The sequence below is a fragment of the Blautia sp. 210820-DFI.6.14 genome (assembly GCF_020558815.1).
In the GTDB taxonomy this organism is placed as follows: Bacteria; Bacillota; Clostridia; order Lachnospirales; family Lachnospiraceae; genus Blautia_A; species Blautia_A obeum.
Map to the genome: position 1 here is coordinate 113,233 of NZ_JAJCKS010000005.1, position 21,896 is coordinate 135,128.

The following is a 21,896-nucleotide window of genomic DNA, read 5'->3' on the forward strand; positions in this document are numbered from 1 at the left end:
TGATGGAGGTAATGCAGTGAAAAGTGCAAGACATGAAAAGATCATAGAACTGATCCAGGAATATGATATTGATACACAGGAGGAACTTGCTGCCAGACTGAATGAGGCAGGATTCAAAGTAACACAGGCTACAGTCTCCAGAGATATCCGGGCACTGAAGCTTATGAAAGTTGCAGGAAAAGATGGAAAATCCCGTTACGCGATTCTTACAGAACCGTCTGCGGAACTGGGAGACAAATACACAAGGATTCTCCAGGATACACTGACATCACTTGATGTAGGTCAGAATATGCTTGTGATCCGCACTGTGCCGGGAATGGCCATGGGGGTGGCGGCTGCGTTGGATGCCCTGAAATGGAAGGAGATTCTTGGAAGTATTGCCGGAGATGATACAGTCATGTGTGTGGCACGTGATGCAGAGCAGGCAGAAATTGTTGCTGAGAAGCTGAAAGGAATTCTGAAATTATGTTAGTTCATCTTCATGTGAAGAATCTGGCACTTATTGAAGATATTGAAGTAGAATTTGGGCCGGGACTGAATATTCTGACTGGTGAGACAGGAGCAGGTAAATCGATTCTGCTGGGTTCCATGCAGCTGATCCTGGGCAGCAGAATTGCAAAGGATATGATCCGCGAAGGTGCGTCATATGCACTGGTGGAGCTGTTGTTTCAGGTAGAAAATCCAAGAGCTGAAGAAGCGCTGGGCAAACTGGGGATTGAGCTGGAAGAAGGACAGGTATTGCTGACACGTAAAATTCTGGATGGCAGGAGTATCAACAAGATTAATGGGGAGACCTGCACGGTTGGACAGATGAAAGCAGTAGCTTCCTGCCTTTTGGATATACACGGGCAGCATGAGCACCAGTCTCTGCTTTATCAGGATAAACAGCTGGAGATTCTGGATGCATATGGTAAAGATGAAATCTATCCGGTCAAAGAAAAAGTGAATCGTGCATATCGTACATATCGTGACAGCCTAAAAAAATTAAAGTCTCTTGATATGGATGAAGAACAGAGAAACAGAGAGCGTGCTTTCCTGGAATTTGAGATTAAAGAAATTGAAAGCGCGAATTTGAATCCGGGAGAGGATGAAGAACTGGAAAAGCTGTACCGTAAGCTGGATAACGGGAAGAAGATTCTTGAGACTCTGCAGGAGGTGCGGGATCTGACAGGAAATGATTCCGTGCAGGGAGCCGGAGAAGCGGTTGGAAATGCAGTGAAAGAGCTGATGCGTGTCACGGAGTATGACAGCCAGCTGGAATCCATGTCATCAGCACTTCAGGAAATCGATGGGCTTTTGAATGATTTCAACAGAGAGCTTTCCTCTTATGTGGATGAACTGAACTTTGACGGAGAAACATTTTATGAAACAGAAAGAAGATTGGATCTGATCAACAATCTCAAAGCAAAGTATGGACAGTCAATCGAGGCAATCCACACATACTGCGGCAACCAGAAACAAAAACTGGAAGATCTTGACAGATATGAGGAGAATTTCCGGAGAGCAAAAGCTGAAGTAGAAAAAAGCAGAGCACAGCTTGAAATTGTTTCGGATAAACTTTCTGTTATCCGGAAAAAATACAGCCAGATGCTTACGGATAAGATTATTGAGGGATTGAAAGATCTGAATTTTCTGGACGTACAGTTTCATATTGATTTTCAACGAAAAAAAGAATATACAGATAATGGGTTTGATGATATAGAATATGAAATTTCTACCAATCCGGGTGAGAGCGTAAAACCATTAGGCAGGATTGTATCTGGCGGTGAACTTTCCAGGATCATGCTTGCAATAAAAGCAATTCTTGCAGACAGAGATCAGATAGAGACATTGATCTTTGATGAGATCGACACAGGTATCAGTGGCAGGACAGCGCAGAAAGTATCCGAAAAAATGGCAGTTATCGGAAAATGTCACCAGGTATTGTGTATTACGCATCTTCCGCAGATTGCTGCAATGGCAGATACACATTTTGAAATCGAAAAACATCAGAAGGGTACAGAAACGATCACGGAGATTCATCCGCTGGAAGGAGATGATTCTGTGAGAGAACTTGCCAGACTTCTGGGTGGAGCTGAACTTACACAGGCAGTTTTTGAAAACGCAAAAGAAATGAAAGAATTGGCACGGGTTCATAAAAATACAAGACTGAAATAGCTGTATTCACAGCATAATAAGAGAGGATGATCCAACAGGATCGCTTCTCTTTTTTTTCTGTAAAAATGCTGGTGGAAGAGAGTTTGGTTTTACAAAAGAAAGGATGTGGCAGAATGGACAGAAGAACAAAATACAGACATCTTCTCTGGTGGATCATATGCCTGGATCTGCTGACGGTGATATGGCTGGGATATCGATATCTTGACAGGAAGATTCCTGATGAGCTTTATGTGACAGAAAGTCAGGAACAGCAGGTGAAGAATGTACTGGATTATCCGCTGCTTTCTTTTGATGATGCAATTACGGTTTCCGGAGATGGAAGTTATCTGTTATCCAGCAGAATTTTGGGAGTGATACCGTTTAAAGATGTCAAAGTAATCCCCACAGACAGTACGACAGTGCTTGTCAGTGGAAGCACTGTCGGAATCTATATGGAAACCGACGGAGTACTGGTAATTGATACCGGTGAGATTATTTCTGAAGAAGGCCGTGCGGAGGAACCGGCAGAAAAAATTATAGAGCCGGGAGATTATATCGTTGCATTTAATGATGAAATTATTGAAACTAAAAAAGATCTTGTAGAAGATCTCGAAAAGCTGAAACAGGATACTGTGGAGTTGCAGGTAATAAGAAAAGGAAAAAAGATTCCTTTGTCGCTGAGTCCGGTAAAAGATATCAAGGGCGAGTATAAGCTGGGGATATGGGTGAGAGATAATACACAGGGAATCGGGACACTCACATTTGTTGATCAGAATGGAAATTACGGAGCACTTGGTCATGGAATCAGCGATGTAGATACCGGAGAGCTTCTTCATATTGATGATGGTGACCTGTATCAGGCACAGATCGTTGGGATCCAGAAAGGAAGCAGCGGAAGTCCGGGTGAACTTTCCGGTCTGATTCATTATGAGGCGGAAAAAATCATCGGAAGTATAGAAAAAAACTGTGAACAGGGAATTTATGGAAGATTATCAGAACTGCCGGAGGAGCTTGGATTGCGAAAGATGGAAGTTGCATACAAACAGGAACTGGAAATCGGGCCGGCATCCATATTGTGCTGTGTGGATGGAACGGTACGTGAATTCGATGCTGAGATAACAAGAATTGACATGAATCATGAAGATACAAATAAAAGTTTTGTAATTCAGGTGACAGATCCCGAACTTCTGGAACTGACAGGAGGAATTGTACAGGGAATGAGTGGAAGCCCGGTGATTCAGAATGGAAAATTCGTGGGAGCTGTCACGCATGTTTTTATACAGGATTCTACAGGAGGATATGGTATTTTTGCAGAAAACATGCTGGAAAATATCTGAAAAAGTCGATTCAGGCCGAACGAAAATGCCGTATTTCAGCCAGTTTCGGCTTGATTTCGCGAAGGCCTTTCCACTATAATGTCCTTGTTGTAAGGAAGAAGATTTTTGTTGGTTAGGAGGGAAAGGCCTCATGGAAAAATTAAATGTGGCGATTGCAGATGATAACGTTAGAATGGCTGACATACTCGGTCAGATGATCGAAGAAGATAAAGACCTGACTTTGGTCGGAAAAGCACACAATGGAGAAGAAATCTGCAGCATCATCAGAGAAAAAGAACCGGATGTTGTTGTATTGGATATCATTATGCCGAAGATGGATGGACTTACCGTTATGGAACACTGCAGTCATGACAGTTCAGTAAAGAAACAGCCGGCTTTTATTGTAGTATCGGCGGTGGGACAGGAAAGAATCACAGAAGATGCGTTCAATCTTGGCGCATATTATTATATGCTGAAACCTTTTGACAAACAGGTGCTCTTAAGTCGTATCAAACATATACGCAGGGGAAATGAACGAAAAATGAGAGAACCGGTGCGACAGGCGGTGAGAGAGGAACCGGCGCCTTACGGAAAACGGAATCTGGAAACAGATGTGACGAATATTATACATGAAATTGGTGTTCCAGCACACATAAAAGGCTATCAGTATCTGAGAGATGCGATCATTCTGTCTGTTAACGATATGGAAATGTTGAATTCGATCACAAAAGTACTTTATCCGACAATTGCAAAAAAACATCAGACTACTCCGAGCCGGGTGGAGAGGGCTATCCGTCATGCGATCGAAGTTGCATGGAGCAGAGGCAAGATGGATACGATCGATGCACTGTTTGGGTACACGGTCAGCACAGGAAAAGGCAAACCGACCAACTCAGAATTTATTGCACTTATTGCAGATAAAATTCGCCTTGAATACAAAAATCACTCTTTTCAACAAGGTGGTTTTGGAGTATAATAAACAAAAGGTCTGTCACAGACAGAAATGTCAGAAAATAGCGAGCGGATGTTCGAAATAACAATAATCTGGCATCGAGATACAAGGAGGGGGATTTACAGATGAAAAGAATTTTATTTGCAACATCAGAAGCGGTACCATTTATTAAAACAGGAGGACTTGCCGATGTAGCTGGTGCACTTCCGAAATGTTTTGATAAGCGCTATTTTGATGTCCGTGTTATCTTGCCGAAATATGCCTGTATGAAACAGGAATGGAAAGATAAAATGGAATACATTACTCATTTTTATATGGATCTGGGATACAAAAACTGCTATGTTGGCATTATGCATATGGAATACGAAGGAATCCAGTTTTATTTTATCGATAATGAATATTATTTCAGTGGACCGAAGCCATATGACAGTGCCCCATGGGATCTTGAAAAATTTGCATTCTTCTCAAAGGCTGTATTGTCTGTCCTTCCGGTTATCGGTTTCCGCCCGGATGTGATCCACTGTCACGACTGGCAGACAGGTCTTGTTCCGGTATATCTGCATGATTCCTTCCAGCAGAATGAATTTTTCTGGGGAATCAAGACAGTTATGACAATTCACAATCTGAAATTCCAGGGAGTATGGGATGTAAAGACTGTTCAGGGAATCACAGGACTTTCTGATTATTATTTTGCACCGGATAAACTGGAAGCATACAAAGATGCAAACTTCCTGAAAGGTGGAATTGTTTTTGCTGATGCAGTAACTACGGTAAGTAATACTTATGCGGAAGAAATCAAAACTCCGTTCTATGGAGAACGTCTGGATGGTCTTCTCTGTGCCAGAGCACATGATCTTCGAGGTATTGTCAATGGAATTGATTATGATGTATTCAATCCTGAAACAGATAAATGTATTACCAGAAACTACAATGCAAAGACTTTCCGTAAGGAAAAAGTTAAGAATAAGATCCAGCTTCAGAAAGATCTTGGACTGAATGAAGACCCGAATGCGATGCTGATCGGAATCGTTTCCCGTCTGACAGATCAGAAAGGCTTTGACCTGATCGCATACGTAATGGATGAACTCTGTCAGGACGCTGTACAGATCGTAGTGCTTGGAACAGGAGAAGAGCGCTATGAGAATATGTTCCGTCATTTTGACTGGAAATATCATGGAAAAGTATCGGCACAGATTTATTATGATGAGCCGCTTTCACACAGAATCTACGCAGCATCGGATGCATTCCTGATGCCGTCTCTGTTTGAACCATGCGGGCTCAGCCAGCTGATGAGTCTCCGTTATGGAACACTTCCGATCGTGCGTGAGACAGGCGGCCTGAAGGATACAGTGCAGCCGTACAATGAATTTGAAGGAACAGGTACCGGATTCAGCTTTACGAATTACAATGCACATGAAATGCTTGCAACAGTCCGCAATGCAGAACGTGTATATTACGATAATAAACGCGAGTGGAACAAGATGGTTGATCGTGCCATGGCAGCAGATTTCTCCTGGAGTCATTCTGCAAAACAGTACGAAGAAATGTACAACTGGCTGATCGGTGATAAATAAGGAGTAAACCCAAATATGATGCAGGGCACCGTGCAGAAACGGTGCCCTTTTTGTCGAAAAGTTTTGCTTGACTTTGCCGACGATTTATAATAGCATATAAGAAGAAAACACGAACATAGGTTTGGTATGAGCGTTTGAAATTAAGAAAATATAAGGAGAATCCATAAGATGATTAATGAAGAGAAGCAGAAAGCGCTGGAGGCAGCTCTTGGACATATTGAGAAGCAGTACGGTAAAGGATCTGTAATGAAGCTTGGGGATTCCAGTTCTAATATGGTAGTAGAAGCGGTTCCGACAGGCTCTCTTGGACTGGATATTGCGCTTGGAGTCGGTGGAGTGCCGAAGGGACGTATCGTGGAGATCTACGGACCTGAATCCAGTGGTAAGACAACGGTTGCATTACATATGGTAGCTGAGGTGCAGAAGAGAGGCGGAATTGCCGGATTTATTGATGCAGAACATGCACTTGATCCGGTGTATGCAAAGAATATCGGTGTTGATATTGACAATTTATATATTTCACAGCCGGATAATGGTGAGCAGGCTCTGGAGATCACTGAGACAATGGTTCGTTCAGGGGCTGTTGATATTGTAATCGTGGACTCTGTTGCGGCGCTTGTTCCGAAGGCGGAGATCGAGGGTGATATGGGAGACAGCCATGTTGGACTGCATGCCCGTCTGATGTCGCAGGCTTTGAGAAAACTGACTGCAGCGATCAGCAGATCCAACTGTGTGGTTATTTTTATCAACCAGCTTCGTGAGAAAGTTGGCGTTATGTTTGGTAATCCGGAGACAACGACCGGTGGACGAGCTCTGAAGTTCTATGCTTCTGTACGTCTTGATGTCAGAAGAACAGAAACCCTGAAGCAGGGTGGCGAGATGGTTGGTAACCATGTCAAGGTCAAAGTTGTTAAGAATAAAGTTGCTCCGCCGTTCAAACAGGCTGAGTTTGATATTATGTTTGGTACTGGCATTTCCAGAGAAGGTGAGATTCTTGATCTTGCATCAGAATGCAATGTGGTGAATAAGAGTGGTGCATGGTACTCTTACAATGGAGAGCGTATCGGACAGGGAAGAGAGAATGTGAAGATTTTCCTGAAAGATCATCCGGAAATCTGTGAAGAAATCGAAAAACAGGTAAGAATCCAGTATCATCTTCTTCCAGAAGAGGAGGCTGCACAGCAGAATCCGGCAGCGCAGGATGCAGAAGAAGAGCAGGAATAATTGAATGACAGATATGGAACAGCAGCAGAAAGAAGTTCGTAAGAAAGCACTGAAGCTTCTGGAACATATGGACCGCACGGAGAAGGGATTATATGATCGGCTTCTCCGTGCCGGCTTTTCGGAAGCTCTGGCAGCAGATGCTGTCGCATATGTGAAGGATTATGGATATGTAAATGATGCGAGATATGCGACGAATTATATTATGTACAGGATTCATGACAAGAGTCACCAGAAGATATTCCAGGAATTACAGCAGAAAGGGATTGACCGTCAGACGATCCAGAGTGCATGGGACGAAGCGGCAGAACTGGAGATGCCGGATGAAAGGAAACTCCTTCGGCAGATGGTAGAGAAGAAATATGCTCCAGGTAGCAGCCTTGATGAGAGGGAAATGAGACGGCTGTATGGGTATCTGGCACGACGTGGTTTTCGCTCCGGAGATATTTTTTCCGTATTGGAAGAAATGGATATCTCATAATGGTTCTGTACCTGAACAGTTATGAGTTAAAAATTATGTAGAAAAACTTGACATAAATCCTAAAAACAGCTAAACTTGTATTGTTGTATTTGTACAATGAAAACTAAATAAGGAGGTGCTCCTGTGGCAATTACAATTATTGTAGCAATTGTCGCTGTAGCGGTCGCACTGCTTATTGCGGTTCCTCTTACTTGCAAGGTTGCGGTTAACAACAAAGCTAAAAAAGATGCTGAAGTTGTTGGCACAGCAGAAGACAGAGCAAGAAGCATCATAGATGAAGCTTTAAAAACTGCTGAGACGAAGAAGAGAGAAGCTTTATTGGAAGTAAAGGAAGAATCCCTCAGAACGAAAAATGAACTTGAGAAGGAAACCAAGGAACGAAGATCCGAACTGCAGAAATACGAAAGACGTGTTTTATCAAAAGAGGAATCGGTTGATAAAAAAGCGGATGCAGTAGAGAAGCGTGAGGCAGAGTGCACAGCAAAAGTTGCTGAGTTACAAAAAAGAGAAAAGAAAGTAGACGAACTTGAACAAAAAGGAGTACAGGAACTGGAAAGAATTTCCGGTCTGACCTCCGACCAGGCAAAAGACGAGTTACTCAGAAGTGTAGAAGATGATGTCAAAGTTGATGTTGCCAGAATGTACAAGGAACTGGAAAACAGAGCCAAGGAAGAAGCTGGCAAGAAAGCAAAAGAGTACGTGGTAAATGCAATTCAGAAATGTGCAGTTGACCATGTCGCAGAGACTACAATTTCTGTTGTACAGCTTCCAAGTGATGAGATGAAGGGTAGAATCATCGGACGTGAAGGACGTAACATTCGTACTCTTGAAACACTGACAGGTGTTGATCTGATCATTGATGATACACCGGAAGCAGTCGTTTTATCTGCTTTTGACCCGATTCGCCGTGAGATCGCCAGAGTGGCTCTGGAGAAACTCATCGTTGACGGACGTATTCATCCGGCTAGAATCGAAGAAATGGTAGAGAAAGCACAGAAAGAAGTAGAAACACAGATTCGTGAAGATGGTGAGAACGCAGCAATGGATGTTGGTGTTCACGGTATCCATCCAGAACTGCTGAAACTTCTTGGACGTATGAAATTCCGTTCAAGCTATGGACAGAATGCTTTGAAACATTCTATCGAGGTGGCACAGCTTTCAGGAATTCTCGCCGGAGAAATCGGTGTAGATGTCCGTATGGCAAAACGTGCCGGATTGCTTCATGATATCGGTAAATCTATCGATCATGAGGTAGAGGGTTCACATATTCAGATTGGCGTAGATCTTTGTAAGAAATACAAAGAATCCGCAGTTGTCATCAATACAGTTGCGTCTCACCATGGAGATGTGGAACCGGAATCTCTTGTTGCATGTATTGTTCAGGCAGCTGATGCAATTTCAGCAGCAAGGCCGGGTGCAAGAAGAGAGACACTTGAGACTTACACAAACCGTTTGAAACAGTTGGAAGACATTACAAATGAATTTAAGGGAGTCGACAAGTCCTTTGCTATTCAGGCAGGCAGGGAAATTCGTGTAATGGTAGTACCGGAACAGGTTACAGATGCAGATATGGTTCTGTTGGCAAGAGATATCTCCAAACAGATCGAAGCTGAACTGGAATATCCGGGTCAGATTAAAGTTAATGTGATTCGTGAGAGCCGTGCGGTAGATTATGCGAAGTAATCTTTCGGGGACATAGAAGTTCAGAAAGGGTATGATACTGAGAAGTGTCATATCCTTTTTTTATGTTCTAAGTCTGAGAAAAACTCCGTAGACTGGTATGGGGTGAGGAGATGAAACAAAAACTATCAGTAAATAAAAACAGAGAATTACCGGCTTATTATCTGTTTTTTATTGGGTGTGTCATTGGGATTGTGCTTCCGAATCTGATATATAAAATGCAGTGGAAACAAAATACAGTATCTGCATTATATCTTATGGGAATTTATGCAGAAAAAGGGAGCAGAGAGTATTTCTGGAAAGTGCTGAGAATGAGGGGAGGTTTGTTTCTTCTTGTTGCTGGCAGTGGCCTGACGATATTTGGGGTTTTGGTTGCGGTAGGTGGAATGATTTTGTTGGGAATAGGAATGGGTATGTTGATGACCATGTCAATCCTTCAGTTCGGATTTCACGGTGGTTTGATCGGCATAGGACTGATGTTTCCTCAGTTTATTATTTACGTACCATGTTTTTTTGCTGTAAGTAAGAATGTATATGAATATTCGATGAGAATTTGGAAAAACCATAGCTCTTTTTCGGGACAGGTATCGACTTATATAGTGAAAATGCTGATATGTGCAGTTGTCCTGTGTGCTGGAATTCTGTCAGAGGTTTACTGCAATCCGGTCATAATGAAAATTTTAATACAGAATTTGAAAATATTTTAAAGGTTGTTTTACCATATATAGTATTGGTTGACAATAAATCTGCGATATTTTGTAGAAAACACGGAAAAGCCTGATTTTAAAAGGGTTTAGCACAGAAAAAAGATTTGATTTTATGTAAAATTGCAAGTATAATACAGATACATTTGGGGAAGATAAATTTTTAATATAATACGGGAAGTAATGGGAATGGAAAAAGTAATAGAAAATTTTATTGCGTATATGCGAGAGGCAAAGAAGGCATCGCAGAACACGGAGATTTCATACGAGCGTGATCTGAAAAAACTGGCCCGATATCTTCGTAATCAGAAGATTATGGATTTTTCAGAAGTTACCAAGACGGATCTACAAGGTTATCTGAAGGAATTGCAGAAGGAGAATCTGGCATTATCTACAATTTCCAGAAATATTGCATCAATAAGAGCACTGTATCATTATATGATAAGAACAGGGAAAATGCAGGAAGATCCGTCTGAAACACTAAAGCCGCCAAAATTAGAGAAAAAAATGCCGGAAATTCTGTCGGTAGAAGAAGTAGACAGGCTGCTAAAACAACCGAACCTGAACACACCTAAGGGTATTCGGGACAATGCTATGATGGAATTGATGTATGCAACAGGAATGAGAGTCAGTGAACTGATCCATTTACAGATTACAGATATTAATCTGCAGATGGGATATGTGATCTGCCATGATTCAGAAAAAGAGCGGATCATTCCAATCGGCAATGTGAGCAGAAATGCAATTTTGCAATATATGGAGCATTCCAGAGGTTTTTTTGTTAAGAACAAAAAAGAATCCTCTTTATTTACAAACTGTTCGGGGAAATCTATGAGCAGACAGGGATTCTGGAAAGTTTTGAAAGGATATGCGGTAGATGCCGGAATTCACAGAGATATTACACCACATACATTACGCCATTCCTTTGCGGTACATATGCTGCAGAACGGAGCAGATGTAAAAAGCGTGCAGGAAATGCTTGGACATTCGGATATTTCTTCTACACAGATTTATCTGGGAATGAATGTAGCAAGAATGAGAGATGTGTATATGAAAGCACATCCCAGACATTAAAAAGGCAGAGTCAGATAAACGGCTCTGCCTTTTGGCGTTCTTAGTAATTAACACATTTCTGCAATTGTGTAAAGCAGTTTTTCGGATTCCTCCCATCCGAGACATGGATCTGTGATGGATTTTCCATAAATATGATTTCCGCCAATCTTCTGATTGCCAGGTTCGATATAACTTTCAATCATGAAACCTTTTACCAGTTTATGAAGTTCAGGATCGACCATACGACTGTGAAGAACTTCTTTGGCGATACGAACCTGCTGTTCATACTTTTTGTTGGAGTTGGAGTGGTTGGTGTCTACGATAACTGCCGGGTTCTGGAGATTCTTTTCCTGATATTTTTCCCACAGAAGACGAAGATCTTCGTAATGGTAGTTCGGGATAGCCTCTCCATGTTTATTTACAGCACCGCGAAGGATGGTATGTGCAAGAGGATTACCAGTTGTTTCAACTTCCCAGCTTCTGTATATAAAACGATGAGAACCCTGTGCAGCAACAACAGAGTTCAGCATAACGCTGTAATCGCCGCTGGTCGGATTTTTCATGCCGGCAGGCACATCCATACCACTGACGGTAAGGCGATGCTGCTGATCTTCAACAGAACGGGCACCGACAGCTACATAAGAGAGAATGTCGGAAAGATAACGATAGTTTTCCGGATAAAGCATTTCATCTGCACAGGTGAAACCGCTTTCCTGAATTGCGTGAATATGCATTTTACGAATGGCAATCAGTCCGGCAAGCATATCGGGTGCTTTTTCAGGATCTGGCTGATGAACCATACCTTTGTATCCTTCACCTGTAGTACGTGGCTTATTTGTATAAACTCGTGGAATGATCAGAACTTTGTCTGCAATTTTATCCTGCACTTTACGCAGACGAAGAAGATAATCACAAACAGCATCTTCGTTATCGGCAGAACATGGACCGATGATTGCAAGAAATTTATCAGATTTGCCTGTAAAGACATCACGGATCTCCTGATCTCTTTTTGCTTTCAATTCCTGAATTGCAGCATCGATGGGATACTGGTTGCGGATCTCGGCAGGTGTAGGCAGTTTCTTTAAAAAAGTGAATCCCATATTTTCCTCCTCGCATCCGGAATTTACCGGACATAATGGTATATTCATAATTGCATATGCGGGGCGTTCCCCGTTTGTCCGACAGCATCGGACATATCGCGTTTATTATAAACGATTAAAAAGTGGTTGTCGATAGAAATGTTATATATTTAACGCAAAACTTTATAAAGTTACCATGTGTAATTGCTAAAATTCCATATGATACAGTGCATAAATATGTAAAAGACTGAGCAGAATTTCACTAAGCAGAAGTCCATACAGATATCCACGTATACCAAGGACAGGGATGGCAAATATTACGAAAGAGATTCGGAGAAGAATCCCGAGAACACTGTGAACGAGTGTTGTTCCGGTTTTTCCCAGACCATTCAAAATACTGGTAAGTGCAATATTTGTATAAAGAAACGGACAGATAAATGAAAGTGTACGAATGTAGAGTCCGGCATCTGTATTATGGAAAAGTATGGTTCCGGCAAAATTTCCCCCAAAGTAAAAAAAGGTGGTGCATAAAGATCCGAGAAGGATACAGGCAGTACAGGTGGTACGTGTGATATAGCGGATTTTTTTGCGGTGTCCAAGTGCCTGCATTTCCGCAACAGAGGGCATCAGAATGACAGATGCAGAGCTGGTAACGGTAGAAGGAAAAAGAATGCAGGGAAGAGCCATTCCGGTAAAAACTCCATAGAGACTCAAAGCTTCGGATGGAGAGAGACCATACATACGGAGACACTGGGGAATCAATACAACTTCGATGGCGGCCAGTACAGAGAGAAGAAGCCGGTTCAGAGTCAGGGGAAGTGCCATATGCCCGATCTCAGATATTTTTTGCACAGGTTTTTCTATATGATGTGAAGATACAGAACTGTTCAGACTTACACAGATAAAAGAACACAGAGCAGCGGCAAGTTCTGAGAGAAAACTTCCTGCAACTGCAATCATTGCGGTGACAGCAATATTGCGGGAAAGACAGATCTGCCAGAGCAGGCAGGTGGAAAAAATACGGACGACCTGTTCTAGAATCTGTGTGGCAGCGGGAAAAGAAGCTTTTTTCAGTCCAAGATAGTAGCTATTAACACAGAGATGGACGGAAGCAAAGGGAAAACTTAGGGCGAGCAGGCGAATCAGTGATTCAGTAGCCGGTTCCTTTAAAATCTGTACAGCAAAAAAATCAGAAAAAGTAAAAATGCTCCATGCGGCTATACCGGAGAGAAAAAGAGCAAGAAAGGTACCAATGCGGAAACAGTCCTGCGCTTCTTTTTTTTCTCCAAGTGCCGTGTGAGAGGATATCAGGCGGGAGAGTGCTGTCTGAATCCCGAAGGTGGTCATGGCAAGAACCAGATGCTGCAGAGGAACAACCAGCTGATACAGACCGATTCCTTCTGCACCAATGGTATGTGAAAGGAATATTCTATAAAAGAAGCCCATAATACGGCTGATCAGGCCAGCAGAAGTCAGAAGGAAAGTTCCTTTGAAAAATCGTTCTTTCGACATGAAAAACGTCCTGTGACTTTTTTGACAGTATATGCAGAAAACCTCCTTGACAGAACAGAGGGTTTCTGCTAAAGTATGATTTGAAATAAATCCGACGAAAACACTAGGAATTAAAGAGGTGAGTGGATGAAACTGTCAACAAGGGCAAGATACGGTCTCAAAGCATTGATTGATCTGGGTCTGCATTGTGAAACAGAAGCCGTTTCCATTCAGAGTATTGCAAGCCGACAGAATATCTCAGACAGCTATCTGGAGCAGCTTATGGCGAAGCTTAAGAAGGCTGGTCTGGTGGATAGTACCAGAGGTGCCGGTGGTGGTTACCGGTTGGGACGACCGGCAGCAGAGATTTCCGTGGGTGATGTCCTGAGGGTTCTGGAGGGAAGTCTGGAAGCTGCACAGTGTTCCGGAATGGAAGATGAGAGCACCTGTGAGAATCACGATATCTGCGTGACGAAATATGTGTGGAAACGAATCAACGACAGTATCACACAGGCGGTAGATACTATGATGCTGGATCAGTTGATTGAAGAAAGCCGGAAAAAACAACAGGAAAAAATGTAAAATTTCATTTTTTAAGCAGGAGGAAAAAACATGAGTAAATTAATATATCTGGATAACGCAGCAACAACCAAAACTGCTCCGGAAGTTCTTGATGCAATGCTTCCGTATTTTTCTGAATATTATGGAAATCCTTCCAGTATCTATGATTTTGCACAGAAGAGCAAAGAGGCTGTAACAAAAGGAAGACAGCAGATTGCAGATGCACTGAATACCAGAAAAGAAGATATTTATTTTACAGCAGGCGGAAGTGAGGCAGACAACTGGGCACTTAAGGCTACCTTTGAAGCATACAAATCCAAAGGTAATCACATTATTACAACCAAGATCGAGCATCATGCTATTCTGCATACATGTGAATATCTGGAAAAAGAGAGAGGAGCAAAGATCACATATCTTGATGTGGATGAGAATGGAGTTGTCCGTCTGGATGAACTGGAAAAAGCAATCACACCGGAAACCATCCTTATTTCTGTAATGTTTGCAAACAATGAGATCGGAACCATTCAGCCAATCAAAGAAATTGGACGTATTGCCAAAGAACATGGCATCCTGTTCCATACAGATGCAGTTCAGGCATTTGGTCAGGTACCGATCGATGTGGATGAATACAACATTGATATGCTGAGCTCCAGTGGACACAAGATTAATGGACCGAAAGGAATCGGCTTCCTTTATATTCGTAAAGGTGTCAAGATCAAATCCTTTGTACATGGAGGCGCACAGGAACGTAAACGTCGTGCAGGTACAGAGAATGTTCCTGGAATTGTTGGATATGGTGCAGCAGCAGAACGTGCAGTAAGAACTATGAAAGAACGTACTGCTAAGGAAATCGAGCTGAGAGATTATCTGATCAATCGTCTGACTACTGAGATTCCATATTCCAGACTGAATGGTGACAAAGTAAGACGTCTTCCGAACAATGTAAACGTAAGTTTCCAGTTCATTGAAGGAGAATCTATGCTTCTGATGCTTGACCAGAACGGCATCTGCGGTTCCAGTGGATCTGCATGCACATCAGGTTCTCTGGATCCGTCTCATGTACTTCTTGCGATCGGTGTACCGCATGAGGTTGCACATGGCTCTCTGAGACTTACTTTAAGCGATGAGACAACAAAAGAAGATCTTGATTTTACAGTAGATAAACTGAAAGAAATTGTACAGTATCTGAGAAGTATGTCTCCATTATATGAAGATTTTATCAAGAAACATCAGCAGTAATAAATAAAAGTGTTTATCAAGGGCAGACGATGATAGACCGAAGAAAATAAGAAGAAAATAACAGGAGGAAGTTATATTATGTACAGTGAAAAAGTTATGGATCATTTTCAGCATCCAAGAAATGTAGGAGAAATCGAAAACGCAAGTGGTGTAGGAACCGTTGGTAACGCTAAATGTGGCGATATCATGAGAATGTTCCTTGATATCGATGATAAGACTCATATCATCAAAGAATGCAAATTCAAAACATTTGGCTGTGGTGCTGCTGTTGCAACCAGCAGTATGGCAACAGAGATGGTAAAAGGAAAAACTATCGAAGAGGCAATGCAGATCACAAATAAAGCCGTTATGGAAGCTCTGGACGGACTTCCGCCGGTCAAAGTACACTGCTCACTTCTTGCAGAAGAAGCAATCCATGCTGCACTGTGGGATTATGCACAGAAACATGGAATCGTGATCGAGGGACTGGACAAACCAAAGTCTGACATCAGTGAGGGTGAAGAGGAAGAAGAATATTAATAAATTCGGCTGTGAGGGGGAGAATGCCAACGGTAAAATAGAGAATGCTGTTTGGAAATATTAATTTGTAGCAAACAGTAAATTGTGAGGTGAAATGTTGACAGGACTTACAGATGAACAGGTAAATGAGCGAATCGCAGAAGGCAAGGTTAATGCGGACGAGAATCCGAATACCCGGACCTATAAGCAGATCATAAGAGAAAACACACTGACATTTTTCAACTTTCTGAACCTTGTACTTCTGGTGCTTGTACTTCTGGTTGGCTCTTATAAGAATGCATTTTTTGTATGTATCATTGTTATCAATACTCTGATCGGTATTGCACAGGAGATACGTGCCAAGAAAACAATCGATAAGCTGGCAATCCTTACAGCGAGAAAATCAGTTGTTATCCGTGAAGGACAGAAATGGACCGTTCCGACAGAAGAACTGGTACTGGATGACGTGGTCTGTCTCAAGACCGGTGATCAGGTACCGGCAGATGCGAGGGTGCTTGAAGGCAGTGTAGAGGTCAATGAATCTCTTTTGACTGGTGAATCAGACAATCTTCCCAAGAATGTGGGAGATGAGCTTTTTTCCGGAAGTTTTGTGACTTCCGGAGAGGCAAACTGTCAGATCATCCATGTCGGAAAGGACAACTATGCAGCCCAGATCACCAGTGAGGCAAAAGAATTCAAGCGTCACAATTCAGAACTGAAGAATTCTCTGAATGCGATTCTGAAGGTGATCAGTATCATTATTGTACCGATTGGAGCGTTGTTGTTTTACAAGCAGTACTATATTGTCGGAGATACATTTAAGGATTCTATCGTAAGTATGGTAGCCGGAGTCCTTGGTATGATCCCGGAAGGCCTTGTTCTTCTGACCAGCGTTGCACTGACACTTGGAGCACTTGTCCTTGCTAATAAGAAGACACTGGTGCAGGAGCTCTATTGTATTGAGACGCTTGCCAGAGTTGACACACTTTGTCTGGACAAGACTGGTACGATCACCGAAGGAACCATGTGCGTGGAGCGTGTGGAGCCTTACAGAGTTTCTAAAGATGAGAGTACGGATGCGGAAGTCGATGCAGGACTGGCCGAGATTACGGAATCAGCAGAACTGACAGAAATGGATACGGAATTCAGACAGACAGAAGTACAGGCAGCCGAAGTATCCGATACAGAAATAACAGAAGTTTCTGCAACTGAGGTTTCGGCAGATGAAACAGACGCAGGTCCGGCATTTATGGACGAAGTCGGCGAGATCATGTGCAATATGATGTACGTACTCAAAGATCAGAATGCAACGATCGATGCATTGCGTAAACGTTTTCCGGCAAAGCAGGGTATGACACTGGAACATGTGATTCCATTTTCTTCCGACAGAAAATACAGTGGTGCCGTTTTTGAAGAAAAAGGCACATATTTGATGGGAGCAGCACAGTTCCTGTTTCCAGAAGATAACCAGGAGCTGACAGAACGATGTCAGGTATATGCTGAAGACGGGCTTCGAGTACTGGTTTTGGCGCATAGTTCCCAGATGGTAGAAGGGACAGAACTTCCAGAGGGACTGGAACCGCTTGCACTGATGCTTATGACAGATGTGATCAGAGAGGAAGCACCAGATACACTGGCATTCTTTGAAAGCCAGGAGGTAGATCTTAAGGTCATTTCCGGTGATGATCCGGTGACGGTCGCAGCGATTGCAAAGCGTGCCGGACTTAAAAATGCCGACAGATATGTAGATGCGACGACATTGACATCCGATGAGATGCTTCAGAATGCAGTTGCAGAGTACAGCGTGTTCGGACGGGTGACGCCACAGCAGAAAAAAGCGATGCTTCAGGCACTGCAGTCCCAGGGACATACAGTAGCTATGACTGGTGACGGTGTCAACGATGTTCTTGCCCTGAAAGAGGCTGACTGCAGTATTGCCATGGCACAGGGAAGTGATGCTGCAAAGAATATTGCAAATGTCGTTCTTCTGGATTCAAATTTTGCATCTATGCCGCATATTGTAAATCAGGGACGAAGAGTCGTAAACAACATCCGTACGGCGGCATCCATGTTCCTGATCAAGACGATGTTTTCCGTTATGTTGTCATTGCTGACGATCTTCTTTGGAAATACGTATCCGTTTGAACCGATCCAGATGTCGCTGATCAGCGCGTGTGCGGTAGGTATTCCGACATTCCTGCTTGCACAGGAAAACAATTACGAGAAGATTGATCACACGTTCCTGAGGCATGTATTTATCAATGCGTTTCCGGCAGCACTCACGATTACATCGTGTGTGTTTGCGGTCATGCTCGTTTGTCAGAATGTATATCATTCCACAGAAATGTTGAATACGGCCTGTGTTCTTGTTACGGGATGGAACTATATGGCTGCATTGAAGACCGTTTATGCACCACTGAATACCTATCGTAAGACGATCATTTACGGTATGCAGTTTATATTCTTTGCGGCGGCCGTTATTTTCCAGAAACTGCTTTCTCTTGGTTCTTTGGATTTTGGAATGATCATCCTGGTATTCATCCTGATGACCTTTGCACCGGTACTGATCGATGTGATCACTGTCTGGCTGAAGGGAATCTATGCACGTTCTCTGGATAAAGAAAACCCAGGAAAATTTACTGCATTTATTGATAAATTACGCAAATAGAATAGGAATTCGAATAAAAAGGCTCTGGTCAATCTGACCGGAGCCTTTTTAAATATTTATGTACTTAAAAATTATTGTTTATTTCTGCACAGCCAATAGCATCCGAATGCAGGAATCTGCACACCTTTGGCTTCCATCTCACGTCCGGAGATAAGATCTGTGTACATACCATCTTCTTCATTGATCCATGCAACTTTATCATTTTCGCTGAAATTGTAGATTCCGATAAATTTTTCTTCATCATTCTCACGTACAAAGGCGAGAATGGAATTATCCCAGGTGTCAATGGTATGAATTGGCACATTGCTGTTGAATATACCATGGCTTGAACGGATATGCTCCAGTTTATCAAGCATAGGGAAAAGTTTGCCCTGTACAGTAGCAGGATCATGACGGTTTTCAGCCAGCTTCCAGTCGAATTTTCCTCTGTGAAGATAACGTGAATCATCGGATTTTTCCGGATCATCTTTGTAAGAATAATCATTCACCTGACCAATCTCGTCGCCGCTGTAGATTACCGGGATACCGGACTGAGAGAGCATGAATGCATGCAGTGTAATATCATAACGGACAGCTCTGTCCACACCTTCCTGATTTCCTTCAAATCCAAAACGCTCAATACCACAGAGAGAAGCTGTTGTTCCGCACAGTCTTGCATCACCAAGACGCGGATCATCATTATAAAGTTCTCCTCGTGCAAAAGAATCTGGATATTTTCCTGTAAGGAAATCATTCAGATATTTCTTATGAGGTACTTCCTGAATACCGAAGTTTTCAAGATATTCATAATCCAGTCCCCATCCAATATCGTCATGGCAACGCAGATAATTCTGGAATACATAATCTCTCGGAAGTTCGGAGATGATATCCAGCTGACGGCGAAGCAGGGAGACATCTTTTGTTGCAACTGTGTGCCATGTGCTTGCCATAGTCGTAACGTTGTACAGCAGATGACATTCTGGTTTTTCGACAGTTCCGAAATATGGAACAACTTTTTCAGGAGCCATGACAACTTCTCCGAGAAGAAGAACGCCAGGGCATACGATCTCACAGATCATACGCATGATACGAACGATGGTGTGAACCTGTGGCAGGTTACGGCAGTTCGTCCCAAGCTGCTTCCAGATATATGGTACAGCATCCAGACGGACAATATCTACACCCTGGTTAGCCAGGTACAGCATGTTAAAGATCATTTCGTTCAGGACGATCGGATTGCGGTAGTTCAGATCCCACTGATACGGATAGAAAGTAGTCATAACATGTTTATGAAGGTCTTCCAGCCAGGTGAAGTTGCCAGGTGCAGTTGTCGGGAACACTTCCGGGCAGGTCTGCTCATATAATGAAGGAATATCATAATTATCAAAGAAAAAGTAACGGTCCTGATATTCTTTTTCTCCTGCACGGGCGCGTTTTGCCCATTCGTGGTCTTCGGATGTATGGTTCATGACGAAGTCCAGGCAGACGTTGATGCCGCGATTATGGCAGGCAGCAGTCAGTGCTGCAAAATCATCCATGGTTCCAAGTTCTTCCTGAACCTTCCGGAAATCAGCAACTGCATAACCGCCGTCGCTGCGTCCCCTCGGGGAGTCAAGGAGTGGCATCAGATGCAGATAATTGACATTGCATTCCTGTATATAATCCAGTTTGGATTCCAGATTGGAAAGAGTACCGGCAAAAGCGTTGACATACATCATCATACCGGTGAGATCGTTGCGTTTATACCATGTCGGATCTTTTTCGCGATTCAGATCAGATTCTTTCAAGGCATCATTTCTCATATCATAGAATTTCTTCAGGACTTTGAGAAGATCATTGAGATGCATTGTGACATATGGGTTATCCTGATACAGTTCACAGTAGAGCCATTTCAGCTCGTCCAGATGACGGGCAAGACGCTCACGATAGATGTGATCATCATCACGCTTATTTTCCAGTTTGACTGGTTCAGCTTTTGTAGTTTCGACTTTGGCAGTCTCTGTTTTTTTAGTCTCAACCTTAGCTGATTCGACCTTAGCTGTTTCAACTTTGACAGCTTCAGCTTTTTGCGTTTCAACTTTAGCAGGTTCGACTTTCTTTGTTTCAACCTTGATAGGCTCTGTTTTCTTAGTCTCGACTTTAACAGGTTCAGTCTTTGTTGTTTCAACCTTAATTGGTTGAACTTTTTTTGTAGTTATTTTCGGGGTTTCTGCTTTGGCAGCTTCACGCTTTTTCTGAAGACGTTTTTTTGCCATGATGGATCTCCTCCTTTTGTATCTTTATCTGAAAATTATAATTTGACAAATTCCGGTTTACGGTTTTGGAATACAGTATAGTACTTAAAACCGCAGTCTGCAAGTATTGCAGCAGCCTTATCGAAATCATAGGCAATCTTTTCCGGTCCATGTGCATCAGCACCGACAGTGATGATCTCACCACCAAGTTCGCGATAGCGGCGAATGACTGCACGGCAGGGATTTGGCTCTCCGAGGCCGTAGTGGAAACCGCCGGTATTCAGCTCAATTCCCCGTCCCCTGGCAATGACGGTGCGCAGGATCTCATCAAGAATATCCTGGTAACGTTCATAAGTATAGTATTTATTCTGATTCGGGCCATAGCGTACAATATAATCAATATGTCCATATACATCCATCTCAGAAAATGCATGCAGATTTTCGAGAATGGATTCAAAATATTCCTGGTAACATGCAGATTCTTCGCGCCCTTTAAAATATTCTTTATAATAAGGGTCATATCCGTGTACAATATGAGAAGATCCAATTACGAAATCAAACGGCATGGTTTTCAAAAGCTTGTGAAAATAACTGTTCAAATGTGGTTGAAGACCAAGCTCAATACCGAAATGAATCTGTAGTTCCTTCTGATATTTTTCTCGGAGTCTAAAGAGAGTCTCTCTGTATCCATCAAGATCCAGCTCAAATATTTCATTATCCGGTGTAGGTGGGTAATCAGGATCCAGATGCTCTGTAAAACAGATGCCGGTGAGACCCCGGCAGATTGCTTCGCGGATCATATCTTCCATAGATGTGTCTGAGTCAGCAGAAAAAGAAGAATGCATATGGCAGTCCCATAAGATCTGATTTGACATTTTTGTATCCTCCTTTGTATGGATTGACATTATTATAGCATGCAAAAATCGCATATGCTATGGTTTCATTTCCTTTTAAATAGAAATTTCTGATGTTTTTTATAAAATCCCCTTGAATTTTTGTACGAGATTCGATACAATATGCAATAGGTTGA

At 42.6% G+C, this 21,896-nt stretch carries 18 protein-coding genes; 14 read left to right on the forward strand and 4 right to left on the reverse strand.

Annotation, left to right across the window (positions count from 1 at the left end):
- Positions 1 to 16 precede the first annotated feature (16 nt).
- The 10 genes from argR (at position 17) to xerD (ending at position 11,138) form a co-directional block, all read left to right on the forward strand.
- Positions 17 to 472, forward strand: a complete 456-nt coding sequence (gene argR / locus LI112_RS06370; RefSeq protein WP_022389268.1) for an arginine repressor — start codon at positions 17 to 19, stop codon at positions 470 to 472.
- Positions 466 to 2,157 carry a DNA repair protein RecN gene (gene recN, locus LI112_RS06375; RefSeq protein WP_055066356.1) on the forward strand — a complete coding sequence of 564 codons (1,692 nt, stop codon included), beginning with the start codon at positions 466 to 468 and terminating at the stop codon, positions 2,155 to 2,157. The genes argR and recN overlap by 7 nt, the downstream gene beginning before the upstream one ends.
- 113 nt (positions 2,158 to 2,270) lie before the next feature.
- Positions 2,271 to 3,473: a SpoIVB peptidase gene (gene spoIVB / locus LI112_RS06380; protein ID WP_055066378.1), complete on the forward strand. Its 1,203-nt coding sequence runs from the start codon at positions 2,271 to 2,273 to the stop codon at positions 3,471 to 3,473.
- Between the two features lie 130 nt (positions 3,474 to 3,603).
- Positions 3,604 to 4,428 (forward strand): sporulation transcription factor Spo0A, encoded by an 825-nt coding sequence (gene spo0A, locus LI112_RS06385; protein ID WP_005426941.1) that lies wholly within the window; start codon positions 3,604 to 3,606, stop codon positions 4,426 to 4,428.
- Between the two features lie 101 nt (positions 4,429 to 4,529).
- Positions 4,530 to 5,978: a glycogen synthase GlgA gene (gene glgA, locus LI112_RS06390; protein ID WP_005426939.1), complete on the forward strand. Its 1,449-nt coding sequence runs from the start codon at positions 4,530 to 4,532 to the stop codon at positions 5,976 to 5,978.
- Positions 5,979 to 6,146: 168 nt separating this feature from the next.
- Positions 6,147 to 7,202 carry a recombinase RecA gene (gene recA / locus LI112_RS06395; RefSeq protein WP_005426937.1) on the forward strand — a complete coding sequence of 352 codons (1,056 nt, stop codon included), beginning with the start codon at positions 6,147 to 6,149 and terminating at the stop codon, positions 7,200 to 7,202.
- A 4-nt stretch (positions 7,203 to 7,206) separates the two neighbouring features.
- Complete coding sequence (locus tag LI112_RS06400; RefSeq protein WP_117592602.1) at positions 7,207 to 7,680, forward strand: regulatory protein RecX; 474 nt, start codon at positions 7,207 to 7,209, stop codon at positions 7,678 to 7,680.
- Positions 7,681 to 7,803: 123 nt separating this feature from the next.
- Complete coding sequence (gene rny, locus LI112_RS06405) at positions 7,804 to 9,363, forward strand: ribonuclease Y (RefSeq protein WP_117592600.1); 1,560 nt, start codon at positions 7,804 to 7,806, stop codon at positions 9,361 to 9,363.
- Positions 9,364 to 9,473: 110 nt separating this feature from the next.
- Positions 9,474 to 10,067: a stage II sporulation protein M gene (locus tag LI112_RS06410; RefSeq protein WP_005426928.1), complete on the forward strand. Its 594-nt coding sequence runs from the start codon at positions 9,474 to 9,476 to the stop codon at positions 10,065 to 10,067.
- Between the two features lie 186 nt (positions 10,068 to 10,253).
- The gene (gene xerD / locus LI112_RS06415; RefSeq protein ID WP_022389273.1) at positions 10,254 to 11,138 is read left to right on the forward strand and encodes a site-specific tyrosine recombinase XerD; all 885 of its coding nucleotides are present in this window, start codon (positions 10,254 to 10,256) and stop codon (positions 11,136 to 11,138) included.
- Positions 11,139 to 11,185: 47 nt separating this feature from the next.
- Here xerD and LI112_RS06420 read toward each other — a convergent pair whose 3' ends face one another.
- Complete coding sequence (locus tag LI112_RS06420) at positions 11,186 to 12,217, reverse strand: 3-deoxy-7-phosphoheptulonate synthase (RefSeq protein ID WP_044925957.1); 1,032 nt, start codon at positions 12,215 to 12,217, stop codon at positions 11,186 to 11,188.
- Between the two features lie 186 nt (positions 12,218 to 12,403).
- Positions 12,404 to 13,708 (reverse strand): oligosaccharide flippase family protein, encoded by a 1,305-nt coding sequence (locus tag LI112_RS06425; protein WP_227190367.1) that lies wholly within the window; start codon positions 13,706 to 13,708, stop codon positions 12,404 to 12,406.
- Positions 13,709 to 13,834: 126 nt separating this feature from the next.
- On the opposite strand from LI112_RS06425, the gene LI112_RS06430 reads away from it, so the two are divergent.
- From LI112_RS06430 to LI112_RS06445, 4 genes are all read left to right on the forward strand, one after another.
- Complete coding sequence (locus tag LI112_RS06430; protein ID WP_005426920.1) at positions 13,835 to 14,269, forward strand: Rrf2 family transcriptional regulator; 435 nt, start codon at positions 13,835 to 13,837, stop codon at positions 14,267 to 14,269.
- Positions 14,270 to 14,299: 30 nt separating this feature from the next.
- Positions 14,300 to 15,487, forward strand: a complete 1,188-nt coding sequence (gene nifS, locus LI112_RS06435; protein WP_005426919.1) for a cysteine desulfurase NifS — start codon at positions 14,300 to 14,302, stop codon at positions 15,485 to 15,487.
- Positions 15,488 to 15,565: 78 nt separating this feature from the next.
- Positions 15,566 to 16,006: a Fe-S cluster assembly scaffold protein NifU gene (gene nifU / locus LI112_RS06440; RefSeq protein WP_005426917.1), complete on the forward strand. Its 441-nt coding sequence runs from the start codon at positions 15,566 to 15,568 to the stop codon at positions 16,004 to 16,006.
- A gap of 94 nt (positions 16,007 to 16,100) precedes the next feature.
- Entirely contained in the window at positions 16,101 to 18,653 is a 2,553-nt protein-coding gene (locus LI112_RS06445) for a cation-translocating P-type ATPase (RefSeq protein WP_227190368.1), read from the forward strand.
- A 71-nt stretch (positions 18,654 to 18,724) separates the two neighbouring features.
- Here the strand turns inward: LI112_RS06445 and LI112_RS06450 are convergent, their stop codons facing one another.
- Together LI112_RS06450 and LI112_RS06455 are read right to left on the reverse strand one after the other, a co-directional pair.
- On the reverse strand, positions 18,725 to 20,887 hold the full coding sequence (locus tag LI112_RS06450; protein ID WP_227190369.1) for an alpha-amylase family glycosyl hydrolase: 2,163 nt from the start codon (positions 20,885 to 20,887) through the stop codon (positions 18,725 to 18,727).
- Positions 20,888 to 20,922: 35 nt separating this feature from the next.
- Positions 20,923 to 21,741, reverse strand: coding sequence for a histidinol-phosphatase HisJ family protein (locus tag LI112_RS06455; RefSeq protein ID WP_227190370.1), 819 nt, complete (start codon positions 21,739 to 21,741; stop codon positions 20,923 to 20,925).
- Positions 21,742 to 21,896 lie beyond the last annotated feature (155 nt).

Excerpts from the sequence above, each read along its gene's own strand:
- recN (WP_055066356.1), top strand. The coding sequence starts at position 466 with ATGTTAGTTCATCTTCATGTGAAGAATCTGGCACTTATTGAAGATATT.
- spoIVB (WP_055066378.1), top strand. The coding sequence starts at position 2,271 with ATGGACAGAAGAACAAAATACAGACATCTTCTCTGGTGGATCATATGC.
- spo0A (WP_005426941.1), top strand. The coding sequence starts at position 3,604 with ATGGAAAAATTAAATGTGGCGATTGCAGATGATAACGTTAGAATGGCT.
- glgA (WP_005426939.1), top strand. The coding sequence starts at position 4,530 with ATGAAAAGAATTTTATTTGCAACATCAGAAGCGGTACCATTTATTAAA.
- recA (WP_005426937.1), top strand. The coding sequence starts at position 6,147 with ATGATTAATGAAGAGAAGCAGAAAGCGCTGGAGGCAGCTCTTGGACAT.
- LI112_RS06400 (WP_117592602.1), top strand. The coding sequence starts at position 7,207 with ATGACAGATATGGAACAGCAGCAGAAAGAAGTTCGTAAGAAAGCACTG.
- LI112_RS06410 (WP_005426928.1), top strand. The coding sequence starts at position 9,474 with ATGAAACAAAAACTATCAGTAAATAAAAACAGAGAATTACCGGCTTAT.
- xerD (WP_022389273.1), top strand. The coding sequence starts at position 10,254 with ATGGAAAAAGTAATAGAAAATTTTATTGCGTATATGCGAGAGGCAAAG.
- LI112_RS06420 (WP_044925957.1), bottom strand. The coding sequence starts at position 12,217 with ATGGGATTCACTTTTTTAAAGAAACTGCCTACACCTGCCGAGATCCGC.
- LI112_RS06425 (WP_227190367.1), bottom strand. The coding sequence starts at position 13,708 with ATGTCGAAAGAACGATTTTTCAAAGGAACTTTCCTTCTGACTTCTGCT.
- LI112_RS06430 (WP_005426920.1), top strand. The coding sequence starts at position 13,835 with ATGAAACTGTCAACAAGGGCAAGATACGGTCTCAAAGCATTGATTGAT.
- nifS (WP_005426919.1), top strand. The coding sequence starts at position 14,300 with ATGAGTAAATTAATATATCTGGATAACGCAGCAACAACCAAAACTGCT.
- nifU (WP_005426917.1), top strand. The coding sequence starts at position 15,566 with ATGTACAGTGAAAAAGTTATGGATCATTTTCAGCATCCAAGAAATGTA.
- LI112_RS06445 (WP_227190368.1), top strand. The coding sequence starts at position 16,101 with ATGTTGACAGGACTTACAGATGAACAGGTAAATGAGCGAATCGCAGAA.
- LI112_RS06450 (WP_227190369.1), bottom strand. The coding sequence starts at position 20,887 with ATGGCAAAAAAACGTCTTCAGAAAAAGCGTGAAGCTGCCAAAGCAGAA.
- LI112_RS06455 (WP_227190370.1), bottom strand. The coding sequence starts at position 21,741 with ATGTCAAATCAGATCTTATGGGACTGCCATATGCATTCTTCTTTTTCT.